The organism is Quadrisphaera granulorum (assembly GCF_003149145.1).
Taxonomy (GTDB): domain Bacteria; phylum Actinomycetota; class Actinomycetes; order Actinomycetales; family Quadrisphaeraceae; genus Quadrisphaera; species Quadrisphaera granulorum.
Genome location: NZ_QGDQ01000041.1, coordinates 1 through 22,762 on the forward strand (window position 1 = coordinate 1; position 22,762 = coordinate 22,762).

Below are 22,762 nucleotides of genomic sequence, written 5' to 3' on the forward strand. Positions count from 1 at the left end.
CGGCTACGCGGAGGGCTCACCGAAGCCGGCAACCTCGGCAGCATCTGTGTGCCCTGGCACCAAGCCAAGACCCACGGAGACTGGACCCTGGAACAGCCGAGCCCAGGTACCTTCGTGTGGACCTCACCGACCGGCCTGGTCTACCACCGCCGAGCAACACCGCTCCTGCCCGACCTCGCGGACCTTCTCGGCGACCATTGAACATCGCCTGGTCCCGTTATCACCCTGACCGGGGCGTCAGAGGTGAAGCTTCATGCCCTCGTGCGTGGCGCTGAACCCGAGCCGCTCGTAGAAGCGGTGCGCGGCGGTGCGCCGCTTGTCGGTCGTGAGCTGCACGAGGGCGCACTCCCGCCTCCGCGCCTCCTCAAGCGCCCAGGTGACCATCGCGGTCCCGAGCCCGCTGGAGCGGTGACTCGTCGCTACCCGCACCGCCTCGATCTGAGCGCGCAACGCCCCGCGACGTGCGAGCCCCGGCAGGAAGCTGAGCTGCATGGTCGCCACGACCTCCCCCGCGCCTTCGACCGCCACGACCAGCAGATGCGCTGGATCGGCGTCGATGGCGGCGAAGGCGCGCAGGTACGGCTCCAACTCGTCCGCATCCGCGGCACCGTCACGCGCGACACCCAGCTGGTCGTCCGCCAGCAGTGCCACGATCCGTGCGACGTCGTTCGCCACGGCCTGACGTAGCCGCACCGTTCCCGCCTTCGTCACCAGTTCGACGCTCTCGTCCACGCCCACCAGCCTGCCCAACCCGCTCCGCGCCCACTCCCCTCTCCGCCGTGACTGTGACGGACCCTGCGGTGGGCGCAGCTAGCGTCGCCGTGTGGACAGCGTGCGGCTCACGGGCCAGCTGGTCTGCCGCGACGACGACGAGGTCCGGCTCGTGTCCGAACTCCTGCCGGAGCACGTCCGTCTGACGAGGACGGAACCGGGATGCAGGCACTTCACCGTCGTCCTCACCGACGACGGCTACACCTGGCAGGTTGATGAGGTCTTCGACAGCCCGGAGGCCTTCCGCGCCCACCAGGCCCGCGTCGCTGCCAGCGCGTGAGGTCGAGCGACGGCCCACCTGGAGCGCCGGTACGCCGTCGACGGCCTCCCCGGCTGACGCGGCGGGGCATCGCGAGGCACAGTGACGACCATGCGGATACCGGTCTTCGTGTCGGACTGGCAGCACGAGTGCTGCGGGGAGATGTTCGCCGTCGGGTCCTCAGTGGCCTGGCGCCTGGGCGTGGACGAGGAGTCCTTCTCCGCCAAGGTTCTGGCCGACGAGGCGCCCTCCTGGTCTCAGCATCTGCCGATCGTGGACTCCCTGAAGGACCTCTCCGGCTACGAGTCAGGAGGGACGGTGCTCGGCACCGGCGACCTCCGCGTCTTCGCCCGCATCGACACCACGCTGACGCTCACCGACCAGGGCGCTCTTGTTCGGGGTCCGTTGCTCGAGGACCACCACGTCACTGTTCCGGAGGAGGTGGCTCCGACGCTCGGCGTGGTGAAGGCCATCCGCAAGGTCGCCATCGCCTACGAGCAGGGCGCCACGCCCCAGGACCTGGTGCCGGCACCTGGTAGCGCTCGTCTGACGAAGGTCGTGGAGACCCAGCGGTGGAACTCCGACGACGACGGGCGTCGGTTCATCGGCTTCCTCGTGGACCTCGCCGTCGACGTCTGACACGGCAGACGCGCTGCACCTCCGGAGCACTCCACCACGGGCGCGCCGGCGCCTACCTTCCCTTCTGTGCGCCTGACCAAGTACACCCACGCCTGTATCCGCGTGGACGATGGCTCGCGCTCGCTGGTCATCGACCCCGGTACGTGGACTGAGCCCGGGGCGCTGCTCGGCGCCGACGCCGTCCTCATCACCCACGAGCATCACGACCACGTGGACGTGATGCGCCTGTCAGGTCTCGGTCTTCCCGCGTACGTGCCGCGACACGCTCGGTTGCGCGCCATCGAACACACGCGCGGACTGGATCTACACGTCGTCGACGCGGCAGACGACGTCGAGGTTGCCGGATTCAGCGTGCGCGCCGTCGGCGGAACGCATGCACCGGTCCTTCCGGGTCAGGAGGTCTGCGCCAACCTGGGGTACGTCATCCACGACGCGGGAGGAGACACCGTCTTCCACCCGGGAGACGCCCTACACGTTCCCTCTCGTGACGAGTTGGCTGGACGGCAGCTCCGCGTGCTGTGCGCGCCCGTGCAGGCGTCCTGGGTGAAGCTCGCCGAGGTTGTCGAGTTCGTCGACGCCGTGGCCGCCGACGTGACCATCGGAGTGCACGACGGGCAGGTCAACGAACGCGGCCTCGACGGCATCACGCACTACTTGAGCCGGCGCAGCACCACGCGCTACGTGGCGCTGCGCCCACGACAGGAGTTGCGTTGAACTCCCTCCTGCCGACCTCAGAGGACGCCGCGACTTACCGCCGGATCATCACTGGTCGGAGGCAGCGGATGGGACTTGCAGTTCCTCGACGGACCTACCGCCTCGACCCACACCACCACCGAGGCGCGCGAGACGAGATGCGCCGCCGAGGTGTAGTCGGGATACGAGGCGAAGCACGTTGGCTCGACCCTGGGATCGACTCCGGCGTCTCCGCCCCCGCAGGTGCTACGGCGACGCCCACCGCCGTCTGTCCGCAGCCGCTCAGGACGACGACGAGTGCCGCCGCCCCAACCGCCTACGTGCCAGGTCCGCGCAGGTGCAGCCGGCCCATCAACGTCCTCGTTTCGTCATCGGTCAGGTGACGGAGCGCGCGGCGACGCGCCCCGTCACCCACCACGACGTCGCCGGCGACCGCGGCGTTGCAGCTACTTCGCCACGAAGAGGTCGACAACGCCGCCGTCCGGCACCTGTGTGCCTGACGCTGGTGCCATCTTGACCACCATGCCCGACGGGGCAGACCCGGCGTCCTGAACGATCACCTGGCCGACGGCGATCCCGTGCATCCGCAGCATCTCGGCAGCCTCGGTTTGGGTGACCCCCACCACGCTGGGCACGGGGGTGCCGGCCAGGTCGGGGATGAAGGTCGGTGCCGGTGGCTCCCCGACGGTCGCCGTCGGCTCGACCGGGATGGGCGCAGCTGTCCGCTCCGGCAGGGCTTCGGTCTTCAGCCAGAGGTTCTTCGCCAGCTGGACCCGTCCGAGGGCGGGCCAGCCGGAGGTGTCGAGGTCGTCGGGCACCACCCACGCGGTGCCGTAGCTGTTGTCGTCCTCGCTCACTCCGCCGAAGCCCTCCCCGGCGAGCCGCTGAGGCGTCATGCACATGCTTGCGCTGCTGCCGCCCGACGGTGCGTTCCAGAAGACGCAGACCTTGCCGAGCGCTAGGTAGGCGGCGTAGAAGGTGCCCTCCTTCCCGTCGTAGAGCAGCCGCATCGCCCCGGGGACAATCGGGTCGCGGACCACGATCGCGCTGCTCGGCGGCACCTCGTCCGCCGCCGTCGGGGCATCGCGGAAGCGGGCGTACTGGCCCAGCGGGGGCTTGAGCGCGCTGGCCTCCACCCACACACCGGGGATCCACTCGATGAGCCCCTGGGCGGTGAGGGGGTCGGTCTGTGCGGCCGGAGCAGCCAACGGCACGAGCCATACCTGCGGCGCCACCGACCCGTCGGAAACCTCGACGGGCGCCGTCATGGAGAACGTCCCTGTGGCGGGATCGACAGTGCACACGCCCTGGTCGACGCCCGGGCCCACGACCCTCGAGCACAGCACGCCGCCGGCGCTGAAGCCCGCCCAGTACTTCACCTCGCCGAGCTGGACGAGCATCCGCACCGAGTCCGGGACGATCTCCTGCCCCAGAGCCGAGATCCCCTCCCGGTCCGACGGCCACTGCTCGTGGTCGAGCTCAGAGAACCCCGACCACCACCCCGGCGTCCCCTCCGCCGACGACAAGGAGGAGGACGACGACGGCGACGGCTGCGCGGGTGCCGCCGGAGCCAGGGCGCTCCCGCCCTGGTGCGCGACGCTCACCGCTGCAGCCAGGATGACCGCTGCCGCCGCAGCGGACGCGACCGCGGCCAGCACCAGGCGCGAGCGGCGACGCGTGCGCGCCACGTCGTCGTCGTGAGATCCCCCCAGCTCGACGACGACGGCGGAGCCAGCCTCACCCGGGCCGCCCACCCCTTCACCGGCAGCAGCGCGGACGCGAGCGAGGCGCTCTCCGAGCGCAGCCGCATCGACCGACTTCAGGTTCGCGCGCGCGTCGAGCGCCTGGCCAATGCGACGGGCCACGGCATCCAGCTCAAACTCACCGGGCTCAGGCCGGCGACCGTCGAGGGCGTTCATGACAGGTCTCCGGGGGTTGTCGAGGCCTCGCCCAGCTGGCGCTGCAGCGCAGCTAGGGCCTTGTGGGCGGTGGACTTCACGGTGCCGCGGCTGATGCCCATGGCCTGTGCGGTGGCGGCCTCGTCGAGGTGCGACCAGTAGCGGAGCACCACGACTTCGCGCTGACGGCGCGGGAGTGCGGCCACGGCGTTGATCACCTGGCGGCGCTCGTCGTCGAGGAGGGCAAGCTCCTCCGCGGAGGGGTCGGCGGTGGCGTGGGGTGGTGTCCACGCGCGGGCGGTCCGACGACGGCGCAGCACCGACCGCGCGCCGTTGACCACTGCCCGGTTGAGGTACGACTGCGCGCGGGCGGGGTCGGCGAGCTGGTGCCATTGCCGCAGCAGCCCGGTGAACGCCTCCTGGGCGACGTCCTCGGCACTAGCCTCGTCATCGACGAGCAGCAGCGCGAGCCTGACCGTGGCAGCCCACCGCTGCACGAACAGCTCGTCGAACGTCGGCCCACCCTGTGCTGCCGCCGATGGCGGCGGGTGGTCGTCGTCGCGTGTCGTGGCCACTGCTGACATCACCGGGTCTCCTCGGGCGCCACCACGGTGATGGCCTCACATTCAAGACGCTCGAGGAGCCTCGAGGTTGCCTTGCGTCCAGATTTTTCTCACGACACTCGCCGAGAGTCGTCAACCTAAGGTTGACGAAACCCAGCGTCAACCTTAGGTTGACGGCATGACCATCGCACCGAGCATCCGCCTGCACGACCTCATCGACGTCGTCGACGCCGTCCATCCCGAACCGCTCCAGCGCCTGAGCGGAGCGATGCAGGTGGCCGAGGAACTGGGCGAGACCGCCGACGCGCTGGTAGGCCACTACGTCGACCAGGCCCGCCGCTCCGGTGCCACCTGGTCGCAGATCGGCGCCAGCATGGGCGTGAGCAAGCAGGCGGCCCAGAAGCGCTTCGTCAGCGGCGGGGCGCAGCCGGCCGCCGCCTCGGCCACCGCCGCGGCAGACCAGGGCTTCCACCGGTTCACGGACGACGCCCGCGCCGTTGTCGTCGACTCCCAGCGCCTCGCGCACGAGGGCCACCACGACAAGATCACGCTGTCGCATCTGGTGCTGGCCCTGCTGCGCAACGGCGACAGTCCGGTGGCGCGTCTCGTCGCTGCGACAGGCGTCGACGTCGCCGAGGTCGTCCGAATCACGGTGACCCAGCTGCCGGAACGCGCCGAGCACGTGCCGGCGCTCGTTCCCTTCGACGAGCGTTGCAAGCAGGCGCTCGAGCGCAGCTTCGCCGAGGCAGGCCGGCTGGGCGAGGAGGTGGTCGACGCCCCGCACGTCCTCCTGGCGGTGCTGGCCGTCGAGGACGGCACCGGCGCGTTGGCCGGGCTGGGTCTGCGCGAGCAGGCCGTCGTCGAGGCGCTGCACCCCGCGGGCTGAGGGCAGCAGGGTGGCGTCGCCCGGCGTGGCGGAGTTCAGGGTCAGGACGAGGCCGATCCTGACCCTGAACTCCACCGACGCGGCGCGGCGGCGGCGTCGGCCAGGACGCGGTCGATGATCCGGAGCTGGGCCTCCGGCTGTGCGCGGCTCGGCTGCTCGTCGAGCCAGCGCAGCTCAGCGAGGGTGATGAGCGCCTTCCACAGCGCCCACCCGCGCGCGCGGGCCCACGTGTCGTCGTCGAGACCGGCCGCCTCGCGGAAGTGCTGCTGGGCGTTACCGTCGACGTGGGTCCACATCAGGACCAGGTCGCACGCGGGGTCGCCAACGCCGCAGGTGCCGAAGTCGATGACCGCCGTGAGCGCCCCGTCGTCGTCGATCAGCAGGTTTCCGGGGGCGACGTCGCCGTGGAACCAGACCGGCGGGTGGGGCCACGCGGTCGCGATTGCTCGAGCCCACACGCGTTCGCACCCCGCGACGTCGACCGCACCGGCCAGCCGCTGCAGCGCGAGCTGCACCTCGTGCCCGTACGCGCTGGGGTGACAACCGCGGAAGAAGGAGTGCTTGCCACCGGCCGGCCCACCCTCGGTGGGAGCAGCACGTAGCTGTCGCAGGAAGCCGCCGACGTCGGCAGCGAGTCGCTCGTCGATGGCGATGTTCGCGGCGGTGGCCGCGTCCAGCGACGTCCCCGGCAGCCACCGGCGCACCGCGAACGGAATGCCGAAGGCCTCGCTCGGGCGGCCGGTCGCTACGACCTCGGGGATGCTCGTGCGGAGGTGGCGGCCCAGCAGCGGGAGAACGGCCTCCTCCTCGGCGATGCCCGCGGCGTATCGCTGGTGGGAGGGAAGCCTGACGGTGAGGTGGTCGCCGAGGCGGAACGTGCGGTTGTCGTGGCCTTGCTGGTCGACGGCGACGACGGGCAGCTCCGCCCACTGCGGCATCTGCTCACGCAGCAACCGGCGCACCAGGTCCACATCGATCTCCGATGCTTCGGCTACCACGGCGGCATCGTGGCAGTCGCGCGGAGAGCGGATTGAGGTGCGGGGCGCGCTGTCTGGTCGTAGGCCTTCAGCGCGACCGTGGCGCGCCTTCGGCCAGTGCCTTGACGTGCGCGGCGCGATGCACCAGCAGTCGCCGCAGGTGCGGCCGCAGGACGGAAGCGCAGACGAGGGCGCCGACCGGCCCGCCCGGCGCTCGCACGCTCATCCGGTCCACCATGCGGGTGCCACCCGTGCCGTCGGCGATGAAGAGGTGCTCGTGGCGCAGGGAACGGAACGGACCACGAACCTGCTGGTCGACGAAGCGGCCCGGCCGCTCGTGCTCGGTGATGACGGCGGTCATCTGCCAGCGGCGTCCGAGGTGGCGTGCGCTGAAGGTGACCTCGTCGCCGAGTCGCAGGGCTGCCTGGCCCGTCGACGTCGTGGCGGTCTCACCGCTCGCAGCCAAGGACGCGGCGTGGACGTCGGCGTCCAGCTCCAGGTCGAAGACGACCTCCGGCGGTGCGCTGATCAGGGTCGTCACCTCGATGACCGTCACCACGCCCCGACCCTAGGTCGGTACACCCCTGCACGCGGAGGCGCTCGTGGTGGCCGCGGGCTTCCGGCTGCAGCGCTGTAGCTGACTCGTTCGTCGGCCGCCGAGATGACGGGCTGGGCTAGCTGGTCCGGGTAGACACCCAGGACGAGGTCCTCGGCGACCGCTCGCCAGACCGGACCCGGCAGCTGCTCGAGCATCTGCGCCCCGTGACGTGGACCGGCGCCAGTTTCGGCTCTCCCAGCGCGTCTCGCGGCGTGATCGTCACACGCGCCACCCTGCGCGGTCCCACCGCAGACCGACAGGATGGGTACTCGAAGATGGGTGTGAGCGCGGAAGGTGGACGGGCGAGCTGCGGCACCGGTGCCCGTGGCCGCCGCCGGGATCCCCGTGGGCCGAAGCCCGCGCTGGCAGAGATCCGCGACGACCTTGCTGGCCTCCCTCGCCTGCTCGGCAGCGCGCTGCTCGATGAGGTGGGCTGGCTCGTCCTCGCCATCCTTCGGGCCTTGTCGTGGCGGAGTCCAGGGTCACGATCGAGCCGATTCTGACCTTGGCCTGAGCGACCGTGGAGCTCTCGCGGCAAGACCGGGAGGCCAGCGGGCTCCGAGGGGGCTCCGGGGCAGGTGTGACGGGTGGGGCACTGTAGCGAGCCGCCCGACGGGCGACGCGGTTCCGGCCGCGCCGCCCGTCGGCGTGTCGGCGGCCGGACCGCTCGCGGGCGACCTAGCGTCAGGGCACTGGTCCCGAGCGGGACGATCCCGGGACGGTCTTCGGGGACGATCAGGAGGACGACGTGGCACGTGAGCAAGCGATCGACCTGACGGCCCTGCCGGAGGAGCCCCTGGCGCCCGGCGCACGGATGCCCTCCCCGCGGTTCCCCTCCTGGGAGGAGCTCGGCCTGCCGGGTACCCCCAGCGCAGCCGCCGCCGAGGCACTCGCCCACCAGCCGGCACTGCCCCGCCGCCGGGACCTGCGCGCCAGCGCCAGCTCAGCTGCCAGCGCCGCCGCTCCTGCCGCCGTCGTCGTCACCCCTCCTGCCACTGCTGCTGCGACGGCCTTCGTTGCGCCCCGCATGGCTGCCCCCACGCAGACCGCCACCGCCTTCCACGGCCAGGAGTGGGACGCGGCCTGGGCCTCGCCGCTCTCCACGGCCCAGCGGGTTGCTCCCCCGGCTCCTGAGGAGACCCCGGAGTGGGTGGCCCCGCACGACGCGCCGTTCCCTGGCGCCAACGGCCCCGGTGGTCGCGGTGGCCCCCACGACGCCCTCGAGCTCGAGGGGTTCTTCGACGAACCGGCGCGGCAGCGCCCGCCGGTGCTCACCTGGATCCTCGTGGCCGTCGCGCTGCTGCTGACGGGGCTGGTCGGCTACCTGCTCGGTGCCAGCGGCGCGAACGCCGCGCTGTCCAACGCCCGCTCGCAGGCAGCCACCGCAGAGCAGGCCCAGCAGACCGCCGAGCAGCAGCTCGCCGCTGCGCAGCAGGCCCAGGCCAACGCCCAGTCCGCCGCGGTGGACGCCAAGGCCGCCGCCGCTGACGCCCGCAACGACGCCGCCGAGGCGAGCGCCAGCCCTTCGGCGACGGCGCAGGCGTCGACCCGGCCGACGGCCGCCCCCTCGGCCAGCGCCGAGCCGGCCACCGCGGACGCCGCGGGCGTCTCCGGAACCGGAACCGGGGGTGGGGCTTCGCGGTCCGAGCAGGACCCGGCGATGTCGGCCGCCGGCAACGGCAGCAACACCGGAAGCAACGGCTCGGGCAGCACGAACGACGCGAACGCCGCTCCGATGGGCGACTCCGGCAGCATCGGCAGCGACCCGGCGTCCCCCGCCGCCAACGGCTGACCAGCGGCCAAGCGATCCCGACCAGCTACAGCAGCGCCCGCACCGCGTCGACGTCGTCGGCCTGGTCCGGCGTCTTGTCAGGGCGGTAGCGCAGCACCCGCGCAAAGCGCAGCGCAGCACCCCCGGGGTAGCGGGTGCTGCGCTGCGCGCCGTCGACGGCGACCTCCACCACCACCGCGGGCGGCAGCAGCACGCCCCAGCGCGGCCTGTCGACGGCGAGCTCGGAGAACGTGGCCGTTTGCCAGGCGAGCAGCTCGTCGGTCATGCCCTTGAACGTCTTGCCGACCATCACCGGTGGCCCGCCGGCGGGGTCACGCGCCCCCAGGTGGATGTTGGACAGCTGCCCGGTGCGCCGTCCTGAGCCCCACTCCGCGGCCAGCACCACGAGGTCGAGCGTGTGCACCGGCTTGACCTTGCGCCACGCGGCGCCGCGCCGCCCCGCGGCGTAGGGCGAGGAGAGGTCCTTAACGACGACGCCCTCGTGCCCGTCCGTCAGCGCCCCCGCGAGCGCCGCTTCCGCGGCCTCGAGATCAGGACGGCGCACGCCGGGCATCCGCAGGGGCGCGTGCTCCGGCGCGGCGAGCAACCCGTCAAGCGCCGCCAGCCGCTCCTCGAGCGAAGCGTCGAGAAGGTCGCGCCCGTCGAGGTGGAGCAGGTCGAAGAAGAACGGACTGAGCAGTACCTCCGCCGACGGGCTGTCGGCGCGTGAGCTGCCGAACCGGCTCATGGTGTCCTGGAAGCGGCGGGGGCGGCCGTCGTCGTCGAGGGCAAGGGTCTCGCCGTCGAGCACCGCCTGCTCGCACGGCAGGGCCAGCACGCGCTCGACGAGCTCCGGCACCCCGGCGGTGACCTCGCGCAGCGTGCGCGTCCAGACCCGCACGCGGGGCGCGGCGCCCGTCGTCGTCCTGTCGAGGTGCACCTGGATCCGCGCGCCGTCGAGCTTGGGTTCGACGACGACGTCGGCGCCGAGCTCGGCCAGTGCCTCCGTGAGGGAACCGCCCGGGCTGGCGAGCATGGGGTGCACCGGCCGGCCGACCTCCAGGCGCACCGCCGCGAGTGCGGCCGTTGCCGCCTCCGCGTCCGCCTGCTCGTCCGCCTGCTCGTCAGCCTGCTCGTCAGCCTGTTCGTCCGGTGCGGCACGACGGCTGCCGAGCGCGGCGGCCGCCGTGGCGGACAGGCTCCCCGAGAGCATCGCTGCGCGACGTACCAGCGCCGCCGGTGCTCCGGAGGCCTCCACGATCGCGTCGAGCACCACGCCCTCCGACGCCCCCTGGCGCAGCTCCCCGGTCATGAGGCGGACGAGGAAGGCGCGCTCGTCGTCGTCGGTGGCCTCGAACAGCTCCCCCAGCAGCGCCTCGCGCCGTGCCGCCGACCCGGCGCCGCTGGTCTCGGCGAGGCGCTGGAGGACGTCGTCGACCGCCAGGACCTCCAGCGCACTGTGCGTCGCACTCTCCGGAGCTGGTCGCGCAGCGTGGGTCGCGAGCGTGCGCCACCCCACCCCGAGGGCGCGCTGTCGGGGCTCCCCCGCCATCCAGCCCGCCACTACCGGCACCTCGGCCGGGGTCGCCGCGCGCAGCAACTCGGCCACCCGGTGCGCCTTCGCGGAACGGGAGCGGGTGGCGGTCACCGCCGCGGAGGCAGTCACCACCTCGGCGAGCAGCACCTGCCGATGTTGCCAGCGGTCCGCCCGTCACGCACCCCCCGCTGAGCCGCTGGGGGGTGGGCTCCTGCTGCGAACGGATGGCGAACCCTGAGATTCCTCAACTCGTGATCGGCCGTCCCCGACACAGCCAGCGACGTGTCAGCCAGCGAGAGGACGTCACATGAGCGCCACCCCCGAGACCGTGCACACCGCGGTCCTTCCCCGTCAGCGGCGTGACCTGGCGGGCTTCGACTTCGTGTCCGTCGACGTCGAGACCTGGAACAACCGCACCGGTTCGGTGTGCGCCATCGGCCTGGCGGTGGTGCGCGGCGGGCAGATCGTCGACGAGTACGAGGCGCTGTGCCACCCCGCCAGCGAGTTCGGTGAGGCCGACTACCGCCACATGGCCATCAACCGGCTGCAGCTCGGCGACATCTACCACGCGCTGTCCTTCGAGGACGTCCTCTCCACCGTGAGCGCCTTCGTCGGCGACCTGCCGGTGGTCGCGCACAATGCTCCCGCCGACGCCGCGCACCTGGCCCGCGCGTGCGAGGTGGCCGGCATCGACGCTCCCGCGTGGGAGTGGCACTGCACCGAGGCGATCGCCCGCAAGGCGCTGGACCTCACGAGCTGGGCACTGCCCGACATCGCTGCTGCGCTGCAGCTGCCGCGCTTCTCGCTGCACCAGTCCGGTGCGGAGGCTCGCGCCACCGCCTCGGTGCTGCTCGGCCTGGCGAAGCAGACGGGCGCCGTGCGGCTGGGGCACCTGCCCCGCTGACGCTCAGCCTTTCGACACCAGCCTTTCGACGCCAGCCCTTCGACGTGGGCTCGCGAGCTGACCCCAGATAGCGATCATGCAGAAGACCCGCACGTTGGCGCTCCACGTGCGGGTCTTCTGCTTGATCAGGACGACGACGGCGACCAGCCGAGCGCCGGCCCCAGCGAGCCCGCCAGGTCGGTGAGGATCTGCTCGTAGTCGGCGGCCTCGAAGGTGAACGGCAGCGCGAACACTGCCTCGTTGACGGCGCGGAACCCGGCGTGCTCCCACAGCCGCTCGGCGATCTGCGCGGAGCTGCCCACGAGGTCACGCTCGAACAGCAGCCGCCCCGGCCCCTGCGGCCTGGCGGTGCGCGCGTCCCGGGAGGCGGCGTAGGCGCGGTACTTCTCCACCTGTGACGGCGTCGCGGAGTCGGTGGGGATGGCCACGAGCCCCTGCGAGATGCGGCCCCGGCCCTCCCGCTCTCCCCACGCCGCTCGGTAGGCCTCGACGTGTGCGGCTTGGACCACGCCGAAGTCCCACGCATGGTCGTCGTCGGGCGCGGAGCCCGGACGCTGGCCGACGCCGTCCTCAGCCCTCACCACTGACGACAGCAGCAGGTTGAGCCCCTGCTCGCCCGCCCACCGCGCGGAGCCCGTGCTGCCCACGCCGCACCACGTGCGCGCCGCGAGACCCGGCGAGTGCGGCTGCACCCGGTCGGAGAAGACCTCGATGCCCTGCGTGCCGCGCGTGCCGGCGGGTTCGCCGCGCAGCAGCGCGAGGAGCCGCTCGCCGCGGCGCTGGGTGAAGTCCTCGACGTCGGCGGTGTCGGGGTAGAGCGCGTCGCGGACGTCGCCGAAGCGCATGGGGGTTCCGGTGGAGAAGCCGGGGTTGAGGCGACCGCCGGACAGGACGTCGACGGTGGCCCAGTCTTCCGCGAGGCGCAGCGGGTTCTCCCAGCCGAGCGGGGTCACCGCTGTCCCGAGCTCGATGCGGGTGGTGCGCTGCGTGGCGGCGGCGAGCACCGCGACCGGCGAGGAGATGCCGGGCTGCAGGTGGCGGTGGCGCAGCCAGGCGGAGTCGAACCCGAGGCGCTCGCCGAGCTCGATGACGCCGAGCACTTCCTCGTGGCCGGGGCCGGGGTCGTCCTCGGCGAAGGTCCCGATGGTGAGGAAACCGAGCCGGCGCAGCGGCTCACCCTGGTGCGGCACGCTCTCACGCTAACCGTCTCCCCGTGATCATGGGCGTCCGCCACCTTACGGATCCGTAGGGTGGCGCTCGCCCATGATCACGGACGGAAGAGGGCGAGGAGCGGCTCGACCAGGGGGTGCTGCTCGCGACACGACCCGCCCGCCACCCCACTCGGCGCGCCGGTCAGCACCAGACGGCGACGCAGCTCGGGCACCAGCGGCACCAGATGCGCACCGCTCGGCACGAGTGGTGCGGCCAGCTCGGGCACCACCGCCACACCGTCACCGCGGGCCACCATCGCCAGCAGCGACCGCAGCCCGGCCACCTCCGCCACCGGCCGGAACGGCAGGCCGCAGGTGCGGTGCAGTTCACGCAGTTGCACCTGGCAGCCGCCGCCGCTCGCCAGCAGCCGGTCGGCGACGAGCTCCTCCAGGTGCACCGAAGACCGAGCGGCGAGGGCGTGCCCCGCGGGGACGACGGCGCACAGCGCGTCGCCCGGCAGCTCGACGGCACCGGGGCCGAGGTCGCGGGGCTCGGGGTTGATGAGGACGGCGACGTCGGCCAGCCCGGCGTCGAGCCAGTCGGGCATCTCCGGGTCGTCACCTTCGAGGAGCTCCACGGTGACGGCGGGCAGCTCCTCGGCGACCCTCCGCAGCAGCTGCGGCACCAACCCCGCCCGCACCGAGGTGACGACGGCGAGACGCACCACCCCGTGGGGGGCGCCGCGATGCTCCGCGGCGGCGGCCGTCAACCCGGCCAGCGCGTCCAGCGCGGTCCGGGCGTGCGGCAGCAACGCGTGCCCCAGCGGCGTCAGCACCACGGGCCGTCCTCCGGAGCTGCGGTCGACCACCGCTCCCCCGACCTCGACCTCCAGCGCCTTGACCGTGCCGGAGACAGCGGGCTGGGAGACCCGCAGCGCATCGGCCGCCGCCGAGAAGGAGCCGTGGCGTGCGACCGCGTCGAGCGCACGCAACTGCGCCAGAGTCACCGTCATCAGACAATCTTATGGACTCTCGGTCGCGCTTCTTCGACGCACGAGCCCGCGCTGCGCAGACTGGGCGGCCGTGAGCGCTGCCTCCCCCTCCACGCCCCGGACGGACACCCCCATCAGACCGCGCGCCGCCGTGCTGGCCGCGTACCTGGCGATCGCGCTCATGTGGGGCAGCAGCTTCCTGCTCATCAAGGTGGCCCTCGGCAGTGCCTCGCACAGCGGCTTCAGCGTGGGCGGCGTCGCCATCGGGCGGATCGTGCTGGGTGCGGCGGCGCTCGTCGTCGTCATGGTCCTTTCGAGGACACGGTGGCCGCGTGAGCTCTGGCTGTGGGGGCACCTCACCGTGGTGGGACTGCTGCTCTGTCTGGTGCCGTTCCTGCTGTACGCGTGGGCGGGGCAGTACCTGCCGTCGGGGATGTCGGCGATCCTCAACGCCACCACGCCTATCTGGACGGCGCTGGCCGTCACGGCCAGCACTCGGGGGACCGCCCACGGTGAGCGCCTCACGCGCGGCCAGGTGGCCGGGGTGGCGCTCGGGGTGGTCGGCGTCGCCGTCGTCATGGGGCTGTGGCGGCTGGTAGACGACGCGTCGTTCGCCGCGTCCCTGCCCGCGCAGCTCGCCTGCCTGGGTGCGACGGCCTGCTACGGCGCGGGTTTCGCGTGGATGCGGCGCTTCGTGTCGGGGCGGCACGGGCACGGGTCACTGACGGTCGCTGCCGGACAGGTGGGGTCGGCAGCGGTGATCGGGCTGGTGCTGTCGCCGCTGCTGGTGCCGCACCTCGTGGTGGGCGGCAGCGCACCGGGCCTCACGCCGACGCTCGCCCTGGTGGCTCTGGGCGTGCTCGGCACCGGGCTGGCCTACGTGTGGAACAACGTGGTGCTGGTGGAGTGGGGGTCGCTGGCGGCCTCCAGCGTCACCTACCTGACGCCGCTGGTGGGGGTGGTGGCGGGAGTGCTGGTGCTCGGCGAGCGGATCACCTGGAACGAGCCGGTGGGTGCGCTCGTGGTGGTGGTGAGCGTGCTGCTGGTGCAGAAGCGCCTCCCCCGCCGCCCCTCCCAGCCGTGATCATGGGCGTCCGCCACCCTACGGATCCGTAGGGTGGCGGACGTCCATGATCACGGGGGTTAGAGGGTGGCGCGGAGGGCGTCGAGGAGGCGGGTGACGTCGTCGTCGGACGTGTACGGAGCGGTGCCCACACGGATGCCCGGGCCGTCCAGGGCACCCGCGCGCTGCAGCGCCCGGAACGGCTCCTCGGCGTAGAACCACCCCGCCGGCGCGAGCACCCGCTGCTCCGCGAGCGCCGCGGAGACGGCCGCGGCGTCGCGGCCGGGGGTGGAGAAGTACAGCGTGGGCGTGCGGTCGGTGGCTCGTGAGTGGACGACGACGGCGCCGCGCTCGGCGAGGTCGGCCAGCTCCGCCTCGATGCGGGCCCGCAGCCGGTCTTCGTGAGCTTCGGCGGCGGCGTAGGAGGCGGCGAGCCGATCGCGCCGCGTCCCCTGGGCCTCCGAGGACGAGAACGACGACGCCAGCCCGGCGAGCACGTCGATGGCCGCGGTGACACCGGCGAGCTGCTCGTACGGGAGCGTGCCGAACTCGAAGCGCTCCGGCACCGCGTCGGTGGAAGGGACGAGCTTGTCGGGGTGGAGGGTCTCGAGCAGGGCGGGGTCGGCGGCGAGCACCCCGCAGTGCGGACCGAGGAACTTGTACGGCGAGCACACCCAGAAGTCCGCGCCGAACGTGCGCAGCGACGGGAGCGCGTGCGCGGTCGCGTGGACGCCGTCCACCCACAGCAACGCACCGACGGCGTGCGCGGCGTCGGCGATGCGGCGCAGCGGGGGTCGCGTGCCGAGGAGGTTGGAGGCGCCCGTCACGGCGACGAGGCGTGTGCGCTCGGAGAGCAGCTCGGCCAGGCCGGGCACGTCGCCGTCGTCGTCCCCCTCGACCATCAGCTCGGAGGTCTGGGCGTCGAGCTCGAGCCAGCGCACCACCGCCCCGGCGCGCTCGGCGGCCTGCACCCAGGGGCGGACGTTGGCGTCGTGGTCGAGGCGGGAGAGCACCACCTCGTCGCCGGGGTGCCACGTGCGGGCCAGCGCGCGGGAGAGGTCGTAGGTGAGGGCGGTGGCGGAGCGGCCGTGGACGACGCCGCGGGGGTCGGCGTCGAGGAGGTCGGCCATGGCCTCGCGGAAATCTTTGACGTGCTGCTCAGCGAAGCGCTGCGACGGGGAGGTCGCGCCACGGTTGGACAGCGGGCCGGTGAGCGCGGCGGCCACGGCATCTCCGACCTCGCGGGGCGTCTGCGTGCCGCCGGGCGCATCGAACAGCGCCCACCCGCCGCCGGGGCCGGCCGGGTCGAGGGCGGGGAAGCGGGAGCGCAGGGCGTCGACGTCGAGCGTGGTGTCTTCAGCGTCCGCGGTCACCGGCGCATCCTTGCTCAGACGCGCACCGGGGCGACGTTCAGTGCCCTGCGAACGGCGGCCACCGTCACCGCCGCCACGAGGAGCACGCCGCAGGGGATGGTGAGGAGCCCCGCGAGGTGCGTGAAGACCACGGATCCAAGCTCCGCCAGGAGCACAAGGCCGGCCCAGGCGGTGGCGCTCACCAGTCGCCAGGTCGGGAGGTGATGACCTCGCCCCTGCAGCAGGAGAAGGCCGCCAACGCCCACCGCGAGCAGGAAACCGACGGCCGGCAGCACTCCGACGAGACCGAAGTGCTGGACCAACGGCACCCGCGGCTGCCGGCCCGGGTGTACGCCGCTCTCCGTGACAAGCGGCAGCAGGAACGACGCGGCCACCAGCAGCACCGCCCACGCGGCCGCGCACGCCAGGGGCACGACGACGGCGACGGTCAGCGGGTCCCGGGTCTTGGCGTCGTCCACGTGGCGATCATTCGCCGCTGACCGGCAGCTGTCGAGAGGCATGCAACATCAGGTCCCCGCAGTGTCAGATCCGCGCGCAGTGTCCGGCCGTCAAGGCCGTATCCGGCCTCCAGGGCCTGACACTGCACCTCGACCTGACGCTGGAGGGTGGCGGAAGCCCATGATCACGGCGGGGGGCACAACTCCTGCACATCCTCGGCACAGCACCTGCGCCAGCGGACGCACCGGCATCCCTAGCCTTCGGAGCGTGGTCATCCTTCAGCAGCGCGCTCAGGTGGTCGTCGTCGAGGACGAGCCCGCGATCGCCGACGCCGTCGCGGCTCGCCTGCGCGCCGACGGCCACGAGGTGAGCATCGCGGCCGATGGCCCCTCCGGTGTCGAGCTGTGCCAGCGCCTGCGCCCCGACCTCGTGGTGCTCGACCTCATGCTCCCCGGCTTCGACGGGTTCGAGGTGTGCCGGCGCATCCAGTCCGGCCCTGACCCGCTGCACGCCGCCGTCCTCATGCTCACCGCCCGCGACGACGAGGCCGACCTCGTGCTCGGTCTGCGTCTCGGCGCCGACGACTACCTCACCAAGCCGTTCAGCCCCCGTGAGCTGTCGGCCCGGGTCGCGGCGCTGCTGCGTCGCGCTGCCCGCTCCTCAGGCCCGACGACGACGAACGCCGCCACCCCGCACGGCCAGCCGCAGCTGCACCTGGCGGATGTCACCGTGGACGTCGAGACGCGCCTCGTGCACCGCGGCGGGCAGGCCGTGCACCTCACCCCCACCGAGTTCGACCTGCTCGTGCGCCTCGCGGAGCGGCCCGGCGCCGTCGTCTCCCGCGAGCAGCTCCTCACCGACGTGTGGGGGTGGCGCGACCTGGCGGCCGGCCGGGCTGACGGACGGGACAGCACCACCACAACGCGCACCGTCGACAGCCACGTCGCAGCGCTGCGCCGCAAGCTCGGCGACGACGTGGTGCGCACCGTGCACGGCGTCGGCTACTCGAGCGCACTCCCTGTGACCGCCCCATGACCAGCCCGCTGGAGGCGCCGCTGGCGTGGATGACGTCCATCAAGGCGAAGCTCGGAGTCGTCGTGCTCGGCTCGGTGGTGGCGGGCCTGGGGGGCGGGACGTTCCTGCTGTTGCAGGGGTTCCGTATGCGGTACTCGCTCGTCATCGCCGTCGTCGTGTCCCTGGTGGTGATCCAGGTGCTGGCCCGCGGTGTCACCGCACCGCTGCGTGAGATGGCTGCCGCAGCCGGCCGCATGGCCCGCGGCGAGCACGGGGTGCGGGTGAGCCCCGCCGGGCGCGACGAGGTGGGCCAGCTGGCCGCCGCGTTCAACTCCATGGCTGCCGAGCTGGAGCGCACGGACGCGCAGCGCCGCCGCCTCGTCGCCGACGCCAGCCACGAACTGCGCACTCCGCTCACCGCGTTGCAGGCGCAACTGGAGAACCTCGCCGACGGCGTCACCGAGCCCGACCCGGCAGCCCTGGAGGTGGCGCTCGCCCAGACGCAGCGCCTCTCGCGCCTCGTCGCGCAGCTGCTCGACCTCTCCCGCCTGGAGGCCGGCGAGGTGCCGCTGCACCGCCGCCGAGTGCTCGTCGCGGACCTGCTCGAGTCCGCCGCCGCGGAGGCGCGGGCGCAGTGCGCGGCGTTGGGCCGCGACGTCGCCGTCGTCGTCGAGAGCCCACCCGAGCTGCCCCTCGACGCCGACCCCGAACGCATCGCACAGGTCTTGGCCAACCTTCTCGACAACGCCACGCGCCACGCGCCACCCGGCTCGACGGTCCACGTGGTCGGCAGAGCCGAAGGAAGCCGAGCGGTAGTGCTCGAGGTGCTCGACGCTGGCCCCGGTGTCGACCCGGCCGACCGCGAGCGCGTCTTCGACAGGTTCGCCCGTACCGACTCCTCTCGCTCCCGCGCCGCCGGGCAGACCGGTGGCAGCGGGCTGGGGCTGGCGATCGTGAAGTGGGTGGTGGACCTGCACGGCGGCTCCGTGCACATCGCCGACCCAGACGACAGCCCCGCCGCGCTGCAGCCGTCCGGTGGCTGCCGTGTGGTCGTCACCCTCCCCATCTGACACTCCCCCGCCGTTCGTGATCATGGGAACCCGGCCACCCCGGGGGCCCTCGCCTGCCTGCTTCCAGGAGCTCCGCCATGTCCACCACCATGTCCACCACCACGTCCACCACACCGCCCATCACCACGCCGGGCCGGGACCTGCTCCCCCACGCGCCCGCCGCTCCCCTGCCAGTGCTGCTCGCCGTCGTCGTGGTGGCGGCGTTGGCTGCCCGGGTGGTCGTCGGGGAACGGCCGGGCCTCGGCGCAGCGGTGCTCGCGCTGGCGGTGGCGGCCGCCGTCGTCGTCACCCGCCGCGCTGCTCGGAGCAGCGTGGGGCTCGGGAGCCGCCGCAGCGGCTGGCAGCTGGTGCACGGCAGCGCGGCGGTGCTTCTCGCGAGTTCCGCCGCACTGCGTGACGCGGGGTGGTTGGTGACCCTCGACCTGTTCGCCGCGCTGCTCCTGGGGGCGCCTGCCCTCGCGCCCGCCAGCGCCCAGCGCGCGTGGACCGCGGTGCTGGCCGCACCGCTGGGACCGCTGACCCGCCTCGGGTCAGGGACGGCGTGGGCGGTCCGCGGGGTGCGCCACCGGCTCCTCCTGCGCGCGGCTCGCCCGCGAAGGTCAGCGCGCCGGTGGCCGTGGCTGGCGCCGACGCTGCGCGCTGCGGCCCTCACCGCCGTCGTCCTCGTGGTGTTCACCCCGCTGCTCGCGAGTGCCGACACCCGCTTCGCCAGCCTGCTCGACGGGATCACCGGCAGCACCGGCGCCTGGCTCGCCCACGCGCTCTCGGAGCTGTTCGGTGCCGTGCTCGGCAGCCAGCCCGCACTCGTGGTCGGGCGGATCGTCGTGTTCGGCGTCGCGGCGGTGGCGATCTGCGCTGCCCTCCGCACCACCTGGGACGCCGCACGCGATGCAGCGCACCGCTCCGCTGCACCGCTGACCGGCCCTGCGCGGGCCCGGCGCCCCCGCCCCGCGCTGACGCGTCGCGTGGAGTGGCTGCTGCCGCTCGCGGCGCTCGACGCGCTCTTCGCGGTGTTCCTGCTGGTGCGCCTCACCGCGCCGGACGTGGCGCAGACTCCTGGCGCCACCCTCGCCGGTCAGGTCCACGCGGGGTTCGCGCAGCTGGTCATCGCGACGGCGCTGGTGCTCGCCGTCGTCGCCCTCGCGGTGCGGTGGACCCCCATGACGGTCGGGCCGCGCGCGGCCCTCGCGCTGCTGTGCGTGCTGTCCCTCGGGTTGGACGCCGCGGCGCTGGCCGACCTGAGCGCCTACGTGGACGCCTACGGCCTGACCCGGTTGCGCGTCGGTGTGGCCGTCATCTGCGCGGGTCTCGCGGCCCTGCTCGTGCTGCTGCTCGTGGCGGGGGCGCGCTGGCAGCGGCGTCGTCGCCAGCCGTGGGTGCCGCACGCAGCCGTCACGGTGGCCGCGGCGTGCCTGCTGGGGCTGACGCTCGCGGACCCGGATGCCGCCATCGCCCGTGCGCAGCTGGCCCGCCCCGACGCCGACGTCTGGTACCTCACCACCCTGTCCGCCGACGCGGCCCCGGCCGTCGCCGACGCCCTGCACACCCGCCCCGACGCCCTCGGACGGTTCGGCCCGTGCGTGCTGGCGCACCTCACCGGCTCGATCGGGACCGCTCAGGACGACGACGAGGGGTGGCCGTCCGCGAACGTCGCGCGCACGCGCGCCGCCCACCTGGCCAGCACCGCGGCATCCGCCGCGCCCTGCGGGGCCGCTGACGGCACCTCCCTGACAACCTCTCGCTGACGGGCCGGCTGACGGGCCGGCCGCTGGCGCTGACCTACCAGTCGGCGTCGGCCTCGGCCTCCCGCAGCAGCGGCAGCATCGCGGTGACGCGCTCCTCGCTGATGGCGCCGCCGGAGATGACGGTCACGTCGCGCTGCAACTCGGGCTTGCCGTCCAGGCGGCTTGATGCCTCGACCGCCGTCGCCAGGCAGGCCGACCACGCGGACGTCACGGTGTCGGGTGAGTCGAGCAGGTAGAGCGCGTCGACGATCTCCTGGGGGAAGCTCCACGAGGAGAGCACCAGCGCGGACACCTCGCTGTGCGGCTTGCCGAACACGCGCACCTCGCCGGAGACGAGAGCGGCGCGGCCGCCGTCGGTGACGTCCTGGCTCTGCAGCAGCGCCCAGTACGCGTCGGGCTGCGCGTGCGCGAGCACCGCCTGCCCGAGACTGGTGAGCAGTCCGAGGGTGAAGGCGTCCAGCCGGGGCACCCCGAACACGGGGGCCAGCTCGTAGCAGGCGCGGGCGGTGGCCCGCGAGCGCGCCCAGAAGCTGGACGGCAGGACCTCTTCGGCGTCCACGCCGACCACGGCGGCGGCGGCCATCGCGCGGATGGTGGTGAAGCCGACCACCGTCACCGCGAACGGCACGGCGCGCACCCGGCCGCCCAGGCCGTAGTAGGCGCTGTTGGCGAGACGCATCACGCGGGCGGTGAGCGTCACGTCGCCGGAGAGGACCGACGCGAGCTCAGGGGACCCCACCGAGTCGTCGGCGGTCATCGCCACCAGGCGCGCCGCGACGGGACGCCGCGCGGCCAGCTCGTCGACGACGTCGAGGAGTTCGTCCTCGCTGATCACGCGCGCATCGGAGCTCTCGACGGCAGAGCTGACGACGGAGCTGTCGAGAGCGGTGTCCTGGGGGACGCCGCCGGCGGGGTCGGTGGTCACGTCGCGGTGCATGTCGTACCTCTCGGTGCTCGAACCCCGGTCGGTGCGTTCAGGGCTCAGAGATCACATCGACACCTGGCCGGCCAGATTGATCGTCCGCGCGGCTCGTGGACCCGTTCGGCTCACCGTCCGCGGAGCTGGAACTGCTCCGCGACGCGGGCCGGCAGGTCGGCCACGGCCCCGCGCTGGGTGCGCAGCAGCACCGCCAGAAGTACGCGCGCCTGCCCGGCCCGCAGCAGCCCCGACGGGACAGCGCCGGCGGCGACGAGGTCGGCGCCGCCCCCGCCGTCACCGTAGGAGGGGACGACGGGACCGTCGGGCACCCGCGTGGTGAGGACGACGGGAACGCCTGCTCCCGTGGCGCGGCGCACCGCGGCCACCACGTCCGCGGTGGCGTTGCCCGACCCGAGTGCCTGCAGCACGATGCCGCGCGTTCCCAGGTCGAGCGCGGCGTGGAGCAGCGCGCCGTCGTCACCGGGGACGACGGCGACGACGTCGACGCGCGGCCACGGGACGTCCCCCGGGACCGACGCGAGGGCTTCGCGCCGCGGCAGCGGCACAGCGGCAGGGGCGAACGCGGAGGGGGCAAACGCGGCGAGGTCGCTGGTGTGCCGCTTGATGGTGCCGGCTACCGGGATGAGGGCTCCGCCGAAGGCCACGAGCACACCGCGGCCCCGGTGGGTCGGGTCGGCCGCGGCGGCCAAGGCGGCGCGGAGGTTGGCGGGGGCGTCCGAGTCAGGCGCGTCGGCGGTGCGCTGCGAACCGGTGATGACGAGGGGGCGTTCGTCGTCGTGGTGGAGGTCGAGCAGGTACCCGGTCTCCTCGAGGGAGTCGGTGCCGTGGACGACGACGGCACCGACCACCGCGGGGTCGGCCATCGCCTGGACGACGGCGGCCCGGATGCTGTCGGCCTGGGCGAGGGTGGTGGTGGAGGAGTCGACGCGCAGCGCCTCGACCACGCGCACCGCCACCTCGGCGCGCTGGGCAGCGTCACCGAGGACGCCCTCTCCGGAGAGCGTGGGGCGGCTGACGCCGTCGTCGCCGGTGGTACTGGCGATGGTGCCCCCGGTGGTCACCACCGCCACCACGGGTATGCCATCTGCGCCCGTCGTCACGCGAACGCCCGCCACACGATGATGCCGATGCCGATGCCTGCGCCGAGCACGAGCAGCAGCGGTGTCGCGATGGCCCACCCCGACCGTGCGGCCAGGGGGTCGCGGTCGGGAATCGGCGCGTTCAGGGGCGTGCCTCCGCCCGCCACGGTGCCGAAGCCGCCCGCACCGCGTCCGATGGAGTCGACGTACGTCGAGGCTCGATCGTGGAGGTCAGCCTGGCGATCGGGCTCGGTAGGCGGTCGGCGGTCGGCGTCGTCCAGGGGGTCCTCCAGCTCGGGGCGACTCGTTCTCGTCGAGCAGTCTCGCGCACCACGCGAGGCGCGGAACAGCACGGTTCGGGCGCATGACGAGCACCGGCGATCACGCAACGTCCGGGCCTA

Annotated in this window: 23 protein-coding genes and 1 pseudogene; 11 read left to right on the forward strand and 13 right to left on the reverse strand. The window is 73.3% G+C overall.

Features of this window, described 5'->3' with window-relative positions:
* A pseudogene (locus BXY45_RS23950) lies at positions 1–201 on the forward strand (hypothetical protein); the annotation flags it as partial.
* 36 nt (positions 202–237) lie between these two features.
* On the opposite strand, the gene BXY45_RS21135 reads toward BXY45_RS23950, so the two are convergent.
* Entirely contained in the window at positions 238–693 is a 456-nt protein-coding gene (locus BXY45_RS21135) for a GNAT family N-acetyltransferase (RefSeq protein ID WP_109776538.1), read from the reverse strand.
* 130 nt (positions 694–823) lie between these two features.
* Here BXY45_RS21135 and BXY45_RS21140 point away from each other — a divergent pair, with 130 nt between their 5' ends.
* From BXY45_RS21140 to BXY45_RS21150, 3 genes are all read left to right on the forward strand, one after another.
* Complete coding sequence (locus tag BXY45_RS21140) at positions 824–1,051, forward strand: putative quinol monooxygenase (RefSeq protein ID WP_109776514.1); 228 nt, start codon at positions 824–826, stop codon at positions 1,049–1,051.
* A 90-nt stretch (positions 1,052–1,141) separates the two neighbouring features.
* Positions 1,142–1,669, forward strand: a complete 528-nt coding sequence (locus BXY45_RS21145; protein WP_146211311.1) for a DUF6578 domain-containing protein — start codon at positions 1,142–1,144, stop codon at positions 1,667–1,669.
* A 66-nt stretch (positions 1,670–1,735) separates the two neighbouring features.
* Complete coding sequence (locus BXY45_RS21150; protein WP_109776516.1) at positions 1,736–2,383, forward strand: MBL fold metallo-hydrolase; 648 nt, start codon at positions 1,736–1,738, stop codon at positions 2,381–2,383.
* A gap of 425 nt (positions 2,384–2,808) precedes the next feature.
* On the opposite strand, the gene BXY45_RS21155 is transcribed toward BXY45_RS21150, so the two are convergent.
* Both BXY45_RS21155 and BXY45_RS21160 read right to left on the reverse strand, forming a co-directional pair.
* Positions 2,809–4,227, reverse strand: a complete 1,419-nt coding sequence (locus tag BXY45_RS21155; protein ID WP_170131661.1) for a PASTA domain-containing protein — start codon at positions 4,225–4,227, stop codon at positions 2,809–2,811.
* Between the two features lie 50 nt (positions 4,228–4,277).
* Positions 4,278–4,844 carry a SigE family RNA polymerase sigma factor gene (locus BXY45_RS21160; protein ID WP_109776539.1) on the reverse strand — a complete coding sequence of 189 codons (567 nt, stop codon included), beginning with the start codon at positions 4,842–4,844 and terminating at the stop codon, positions 4,278–4,280.
* A gap of 157 nt (positions 4,845–5,001) precedes the next feature.
* On the opposite strand from BXY45_RS21160, the gene BXY45_RS21165 reads away from it, so the two are divergent.
* Positions 5,002–5,709 carry a Clp protease N-terminal domain-containing protein gene (locus tag BXY45_RS21165; protein ID WP_109776518.1) on the forward strand — a complete coding sequence of 236 codons (708 nt, stop codon included), beginning with the start codon at positions 5,002–5,004 and terminating at the stop codon, positions 5,707–5,709.
* A gap of 41 nt (positions 5,710–5,750) precedes the next feature.
* Here BXY45_RS21165 and BXY45_RS21170 read toward each other — a convergent pair whose 3' ends face one another.
* Positions 5,751–6,707 carry an aminoglycoside phosphotransferase family protein gene (locus tag BXY45_RS21170; protein ID WP_211319814.1) on the reverse strand — a complete coding sequence of 319 codons (957 nt, stop codon included), beginning with the start codon at positions 6,705–6,707 and terminating at the stop codon, positions 5,751–5,753.
* A gap of 67 nt (positions 6,708–6,774) precedes the next feature.
* Positions 6,775–7,245 carry an SRPBCC family protein gene (locus BXY45_RS21175; protein ID WP_109776519.1) on the reverse strand — a complete coding sequence of 157 codons (471 nt, stop codon included), beginning with the start codon at positions 7,243–7,245 and terminating at the stop codon, positions 6,775–6,777.
* A 787-nt stretch (positions 7,246–8,032) separates the two neighbouring features.
* On the opposite strand from BXY45_RS21175, the gene BXY45_RS23610 reads away from it, so the two are divergent.
* Positions 8,033–9,076, forward strand: a complete 1,044-nt coding sequence (locus BXY45_RS23610; protein WP_109776520.1) for a hypothetical protein — start codon at positions 8,033–8,035, stop codon at positions 9,074–9,076.
* 25 nt (positions 9,077–9,101) lie between these two features.
* Here the strand turns inward: BXY45_RS23610 and BXY45_RS21185 are convergent, their stop codons facing one another.
* Complete coding sequence (locus tag BXY45_RS21185; protein ID WP_109776521.1) at positions 9,102–10,739, reverse strand: ATP-dependent DNA ligase; 1,638 nt, start codon at positions 10,737–10,739, stop codon at positions 9,102–9,104.
* 160 nt (positions 10,740–10,899) lie between these two features.
* Here BXY45_RS21185 and BXY45_RS21190 point away from each other — a divergent pair, with 160 nt between their 5' ends.
* Positions 10,900–11,496, forward strand: a complete 597-nt coding sequence (locus BXY45_RS21190; protein ID WP_109776522.1) for an exonuclease domain-containing protein — start codon at positions 10,900–10,902, stop codon at positions 11,494–11,496.
* A 125-nt stretch (positions 11,497–11,621) separates the two neighbouring features.
* Here BXY45_RS21190 and BXY45_RS21195 read toward each other — a convergent pair whose 3' ends face one another.
* Complete coding sequence (locus tag BXY45_RS21195) at positions 11,622–12,686, reverse strand: LLM class flavin-dependent oxidoreductase (protein ID WP_109776523.1); 1,065 nt, start codon at positions 12,684–12,686, stop codon at positions 11,622–11,624.
* A gap of 77 nt (positions 12,687–12,763) precedes the next feature.
* Positions 12,764–13,660, reverse strand: coding sequence for a LysR family transcriptional regulator (locus tag BXY45_RS21200; protein WP_109776524.1), 897 nt, complete (start codon positions 13,658–13,660; stop codon positions 12,764–12,766).
* Between the two features lie 70 nt (positions 13,661–13,730).
* Between BXY45_RS21200 and BXY45_RS21205 the strand changes: the two genes are divergently transcribed.
* Positions 13,731–14,723, forward strand: coding sequence for a DMT family transporter (locus tag BXY45_RS21205; protein ID WP_211319815.1), 993 nt, complete (start codon positions 13,731–13,733; stop codon positions 14,721–14,723).
* Positions 14,724–14,782: 59 nt separating this feature from the next.
* Here BXY45_RS21205 and BXY45_RS21210 read toward each other — a convergent pair whose 3' ends face one another.
* Positions 14,783–16,075, reverse strand: coding sequence for a cysteine desulfurase-like protein (locus BXY45_RS21210; protein ID WP_109776525.1), 1,293 nt, complete (start codon positions 16,073–16,075; stop codon positions 14,783–14,785).
* A 14-nt stretch (positions 16,076–16,089) separates the two neighbouring features.
* Positions 16,090–16,533, reverse strand: a complete 444-nt coding sequence (locus tag BXY45_RS21215; protein WP_109776526.1) for a hypothetical protein — start codon at positions 16,531–16,533, stop codon at positions 16,090–16,092.
* Between the two features lie 247 nt (positions 16,534–16,780).
* Between BXY45_RS21215 and BXY45_RS21220 the strand changes: the two genes are divergently transcribed.
* The 3 genes from BXY45_RS21220 to BXY45_RS21230 all read left to right on the forward strand — a co-directional run bounded on the left by BXY45_RS21220 (position 16,781) and on the right by BXY45_RS21230 (position 20,342).
* On the forward strand, positions 16,781–17,548 hold the full coding sequence (locus BXY45_RS21220) for a response regulator transcription factor (RefSeq protein ID WP_245961965.1): 768 nt from the start codon (positions 16,781–16,783) through the stop codon (positions 17,546–17,548).
* Entirely contained in the window at positions 17,545–18,597 is a 1,053-nt protein-coding gene (locus BXY45_RS21225) for a HAMP domain-containing sensor histidine kinase (protein ID WP_109776528.1), read from the forward strand. Before BXY45_RS21220 ends, BXY45_RS21225 begins: the two co-directional genes overlap by 4 nt.
* A 77-nt stretch (positions 18,598–18,674) precedes the next feature.
* The gene (locus BXY45_RS21230) at positions 18,675–20,342 is read left to right on the forward strand and encodes a DUF4153 domain-containing protein (RefSeq protein WP_109776529.1); all 1,668 of its coding nucleotides are present in this window, start codon (positions 18,675–18,677) and stop codon (positions 20,340–20,342) included.
* Positions 20,343–20,376: 34 nt separating this feature from the next.
* Here the strand turns inward: BXY45_RS21230 and BXY45_RS21235 are convergent, their stop codons facing one another.
* The 3 genes from BXY45_RS21235 to BXY45_RS21245 form a co-directional block, all read right to left on the reverse strand.
* Positions 20,377–21,279: an HDOD domain-containing protein gene (locus tag BXY45_RS21235; protein WP_109776530.1), complete on the reverse strand. Its 903-nt coding sequence runs from the start codon at positions 21,277–21,279 to the stop codon at positions 20,377–20,379.
* Positions 21,280–21,389: 110 nt separating this feature from the next.
* Positions 21,390–22,352 (reverse strand): asparaginase domain-containing protein, encoded by a 963-nt coding sequence (locus BXY45_RS21240; protein WP_211319816.1) that lies wholly within the window; start codon positions 22,350–22,352, stop codon positions 21,390–21,392.
* Positions 22,353–22,378: 26 nt separating this feature from the next.
* On the reverse strand, positions 22,379–22,714 hold the full coding sequence (locus tag BXY45_RS21245; RefSeq protein ID WP_109776531.1) for a hypothetical protein: 336 nt from the start codon (positions 22,712–22,714) through the stop codon (positions 22,379–22,381).
* Positions 22,715–22,762 lie beyond the last annotated feature (48 nt).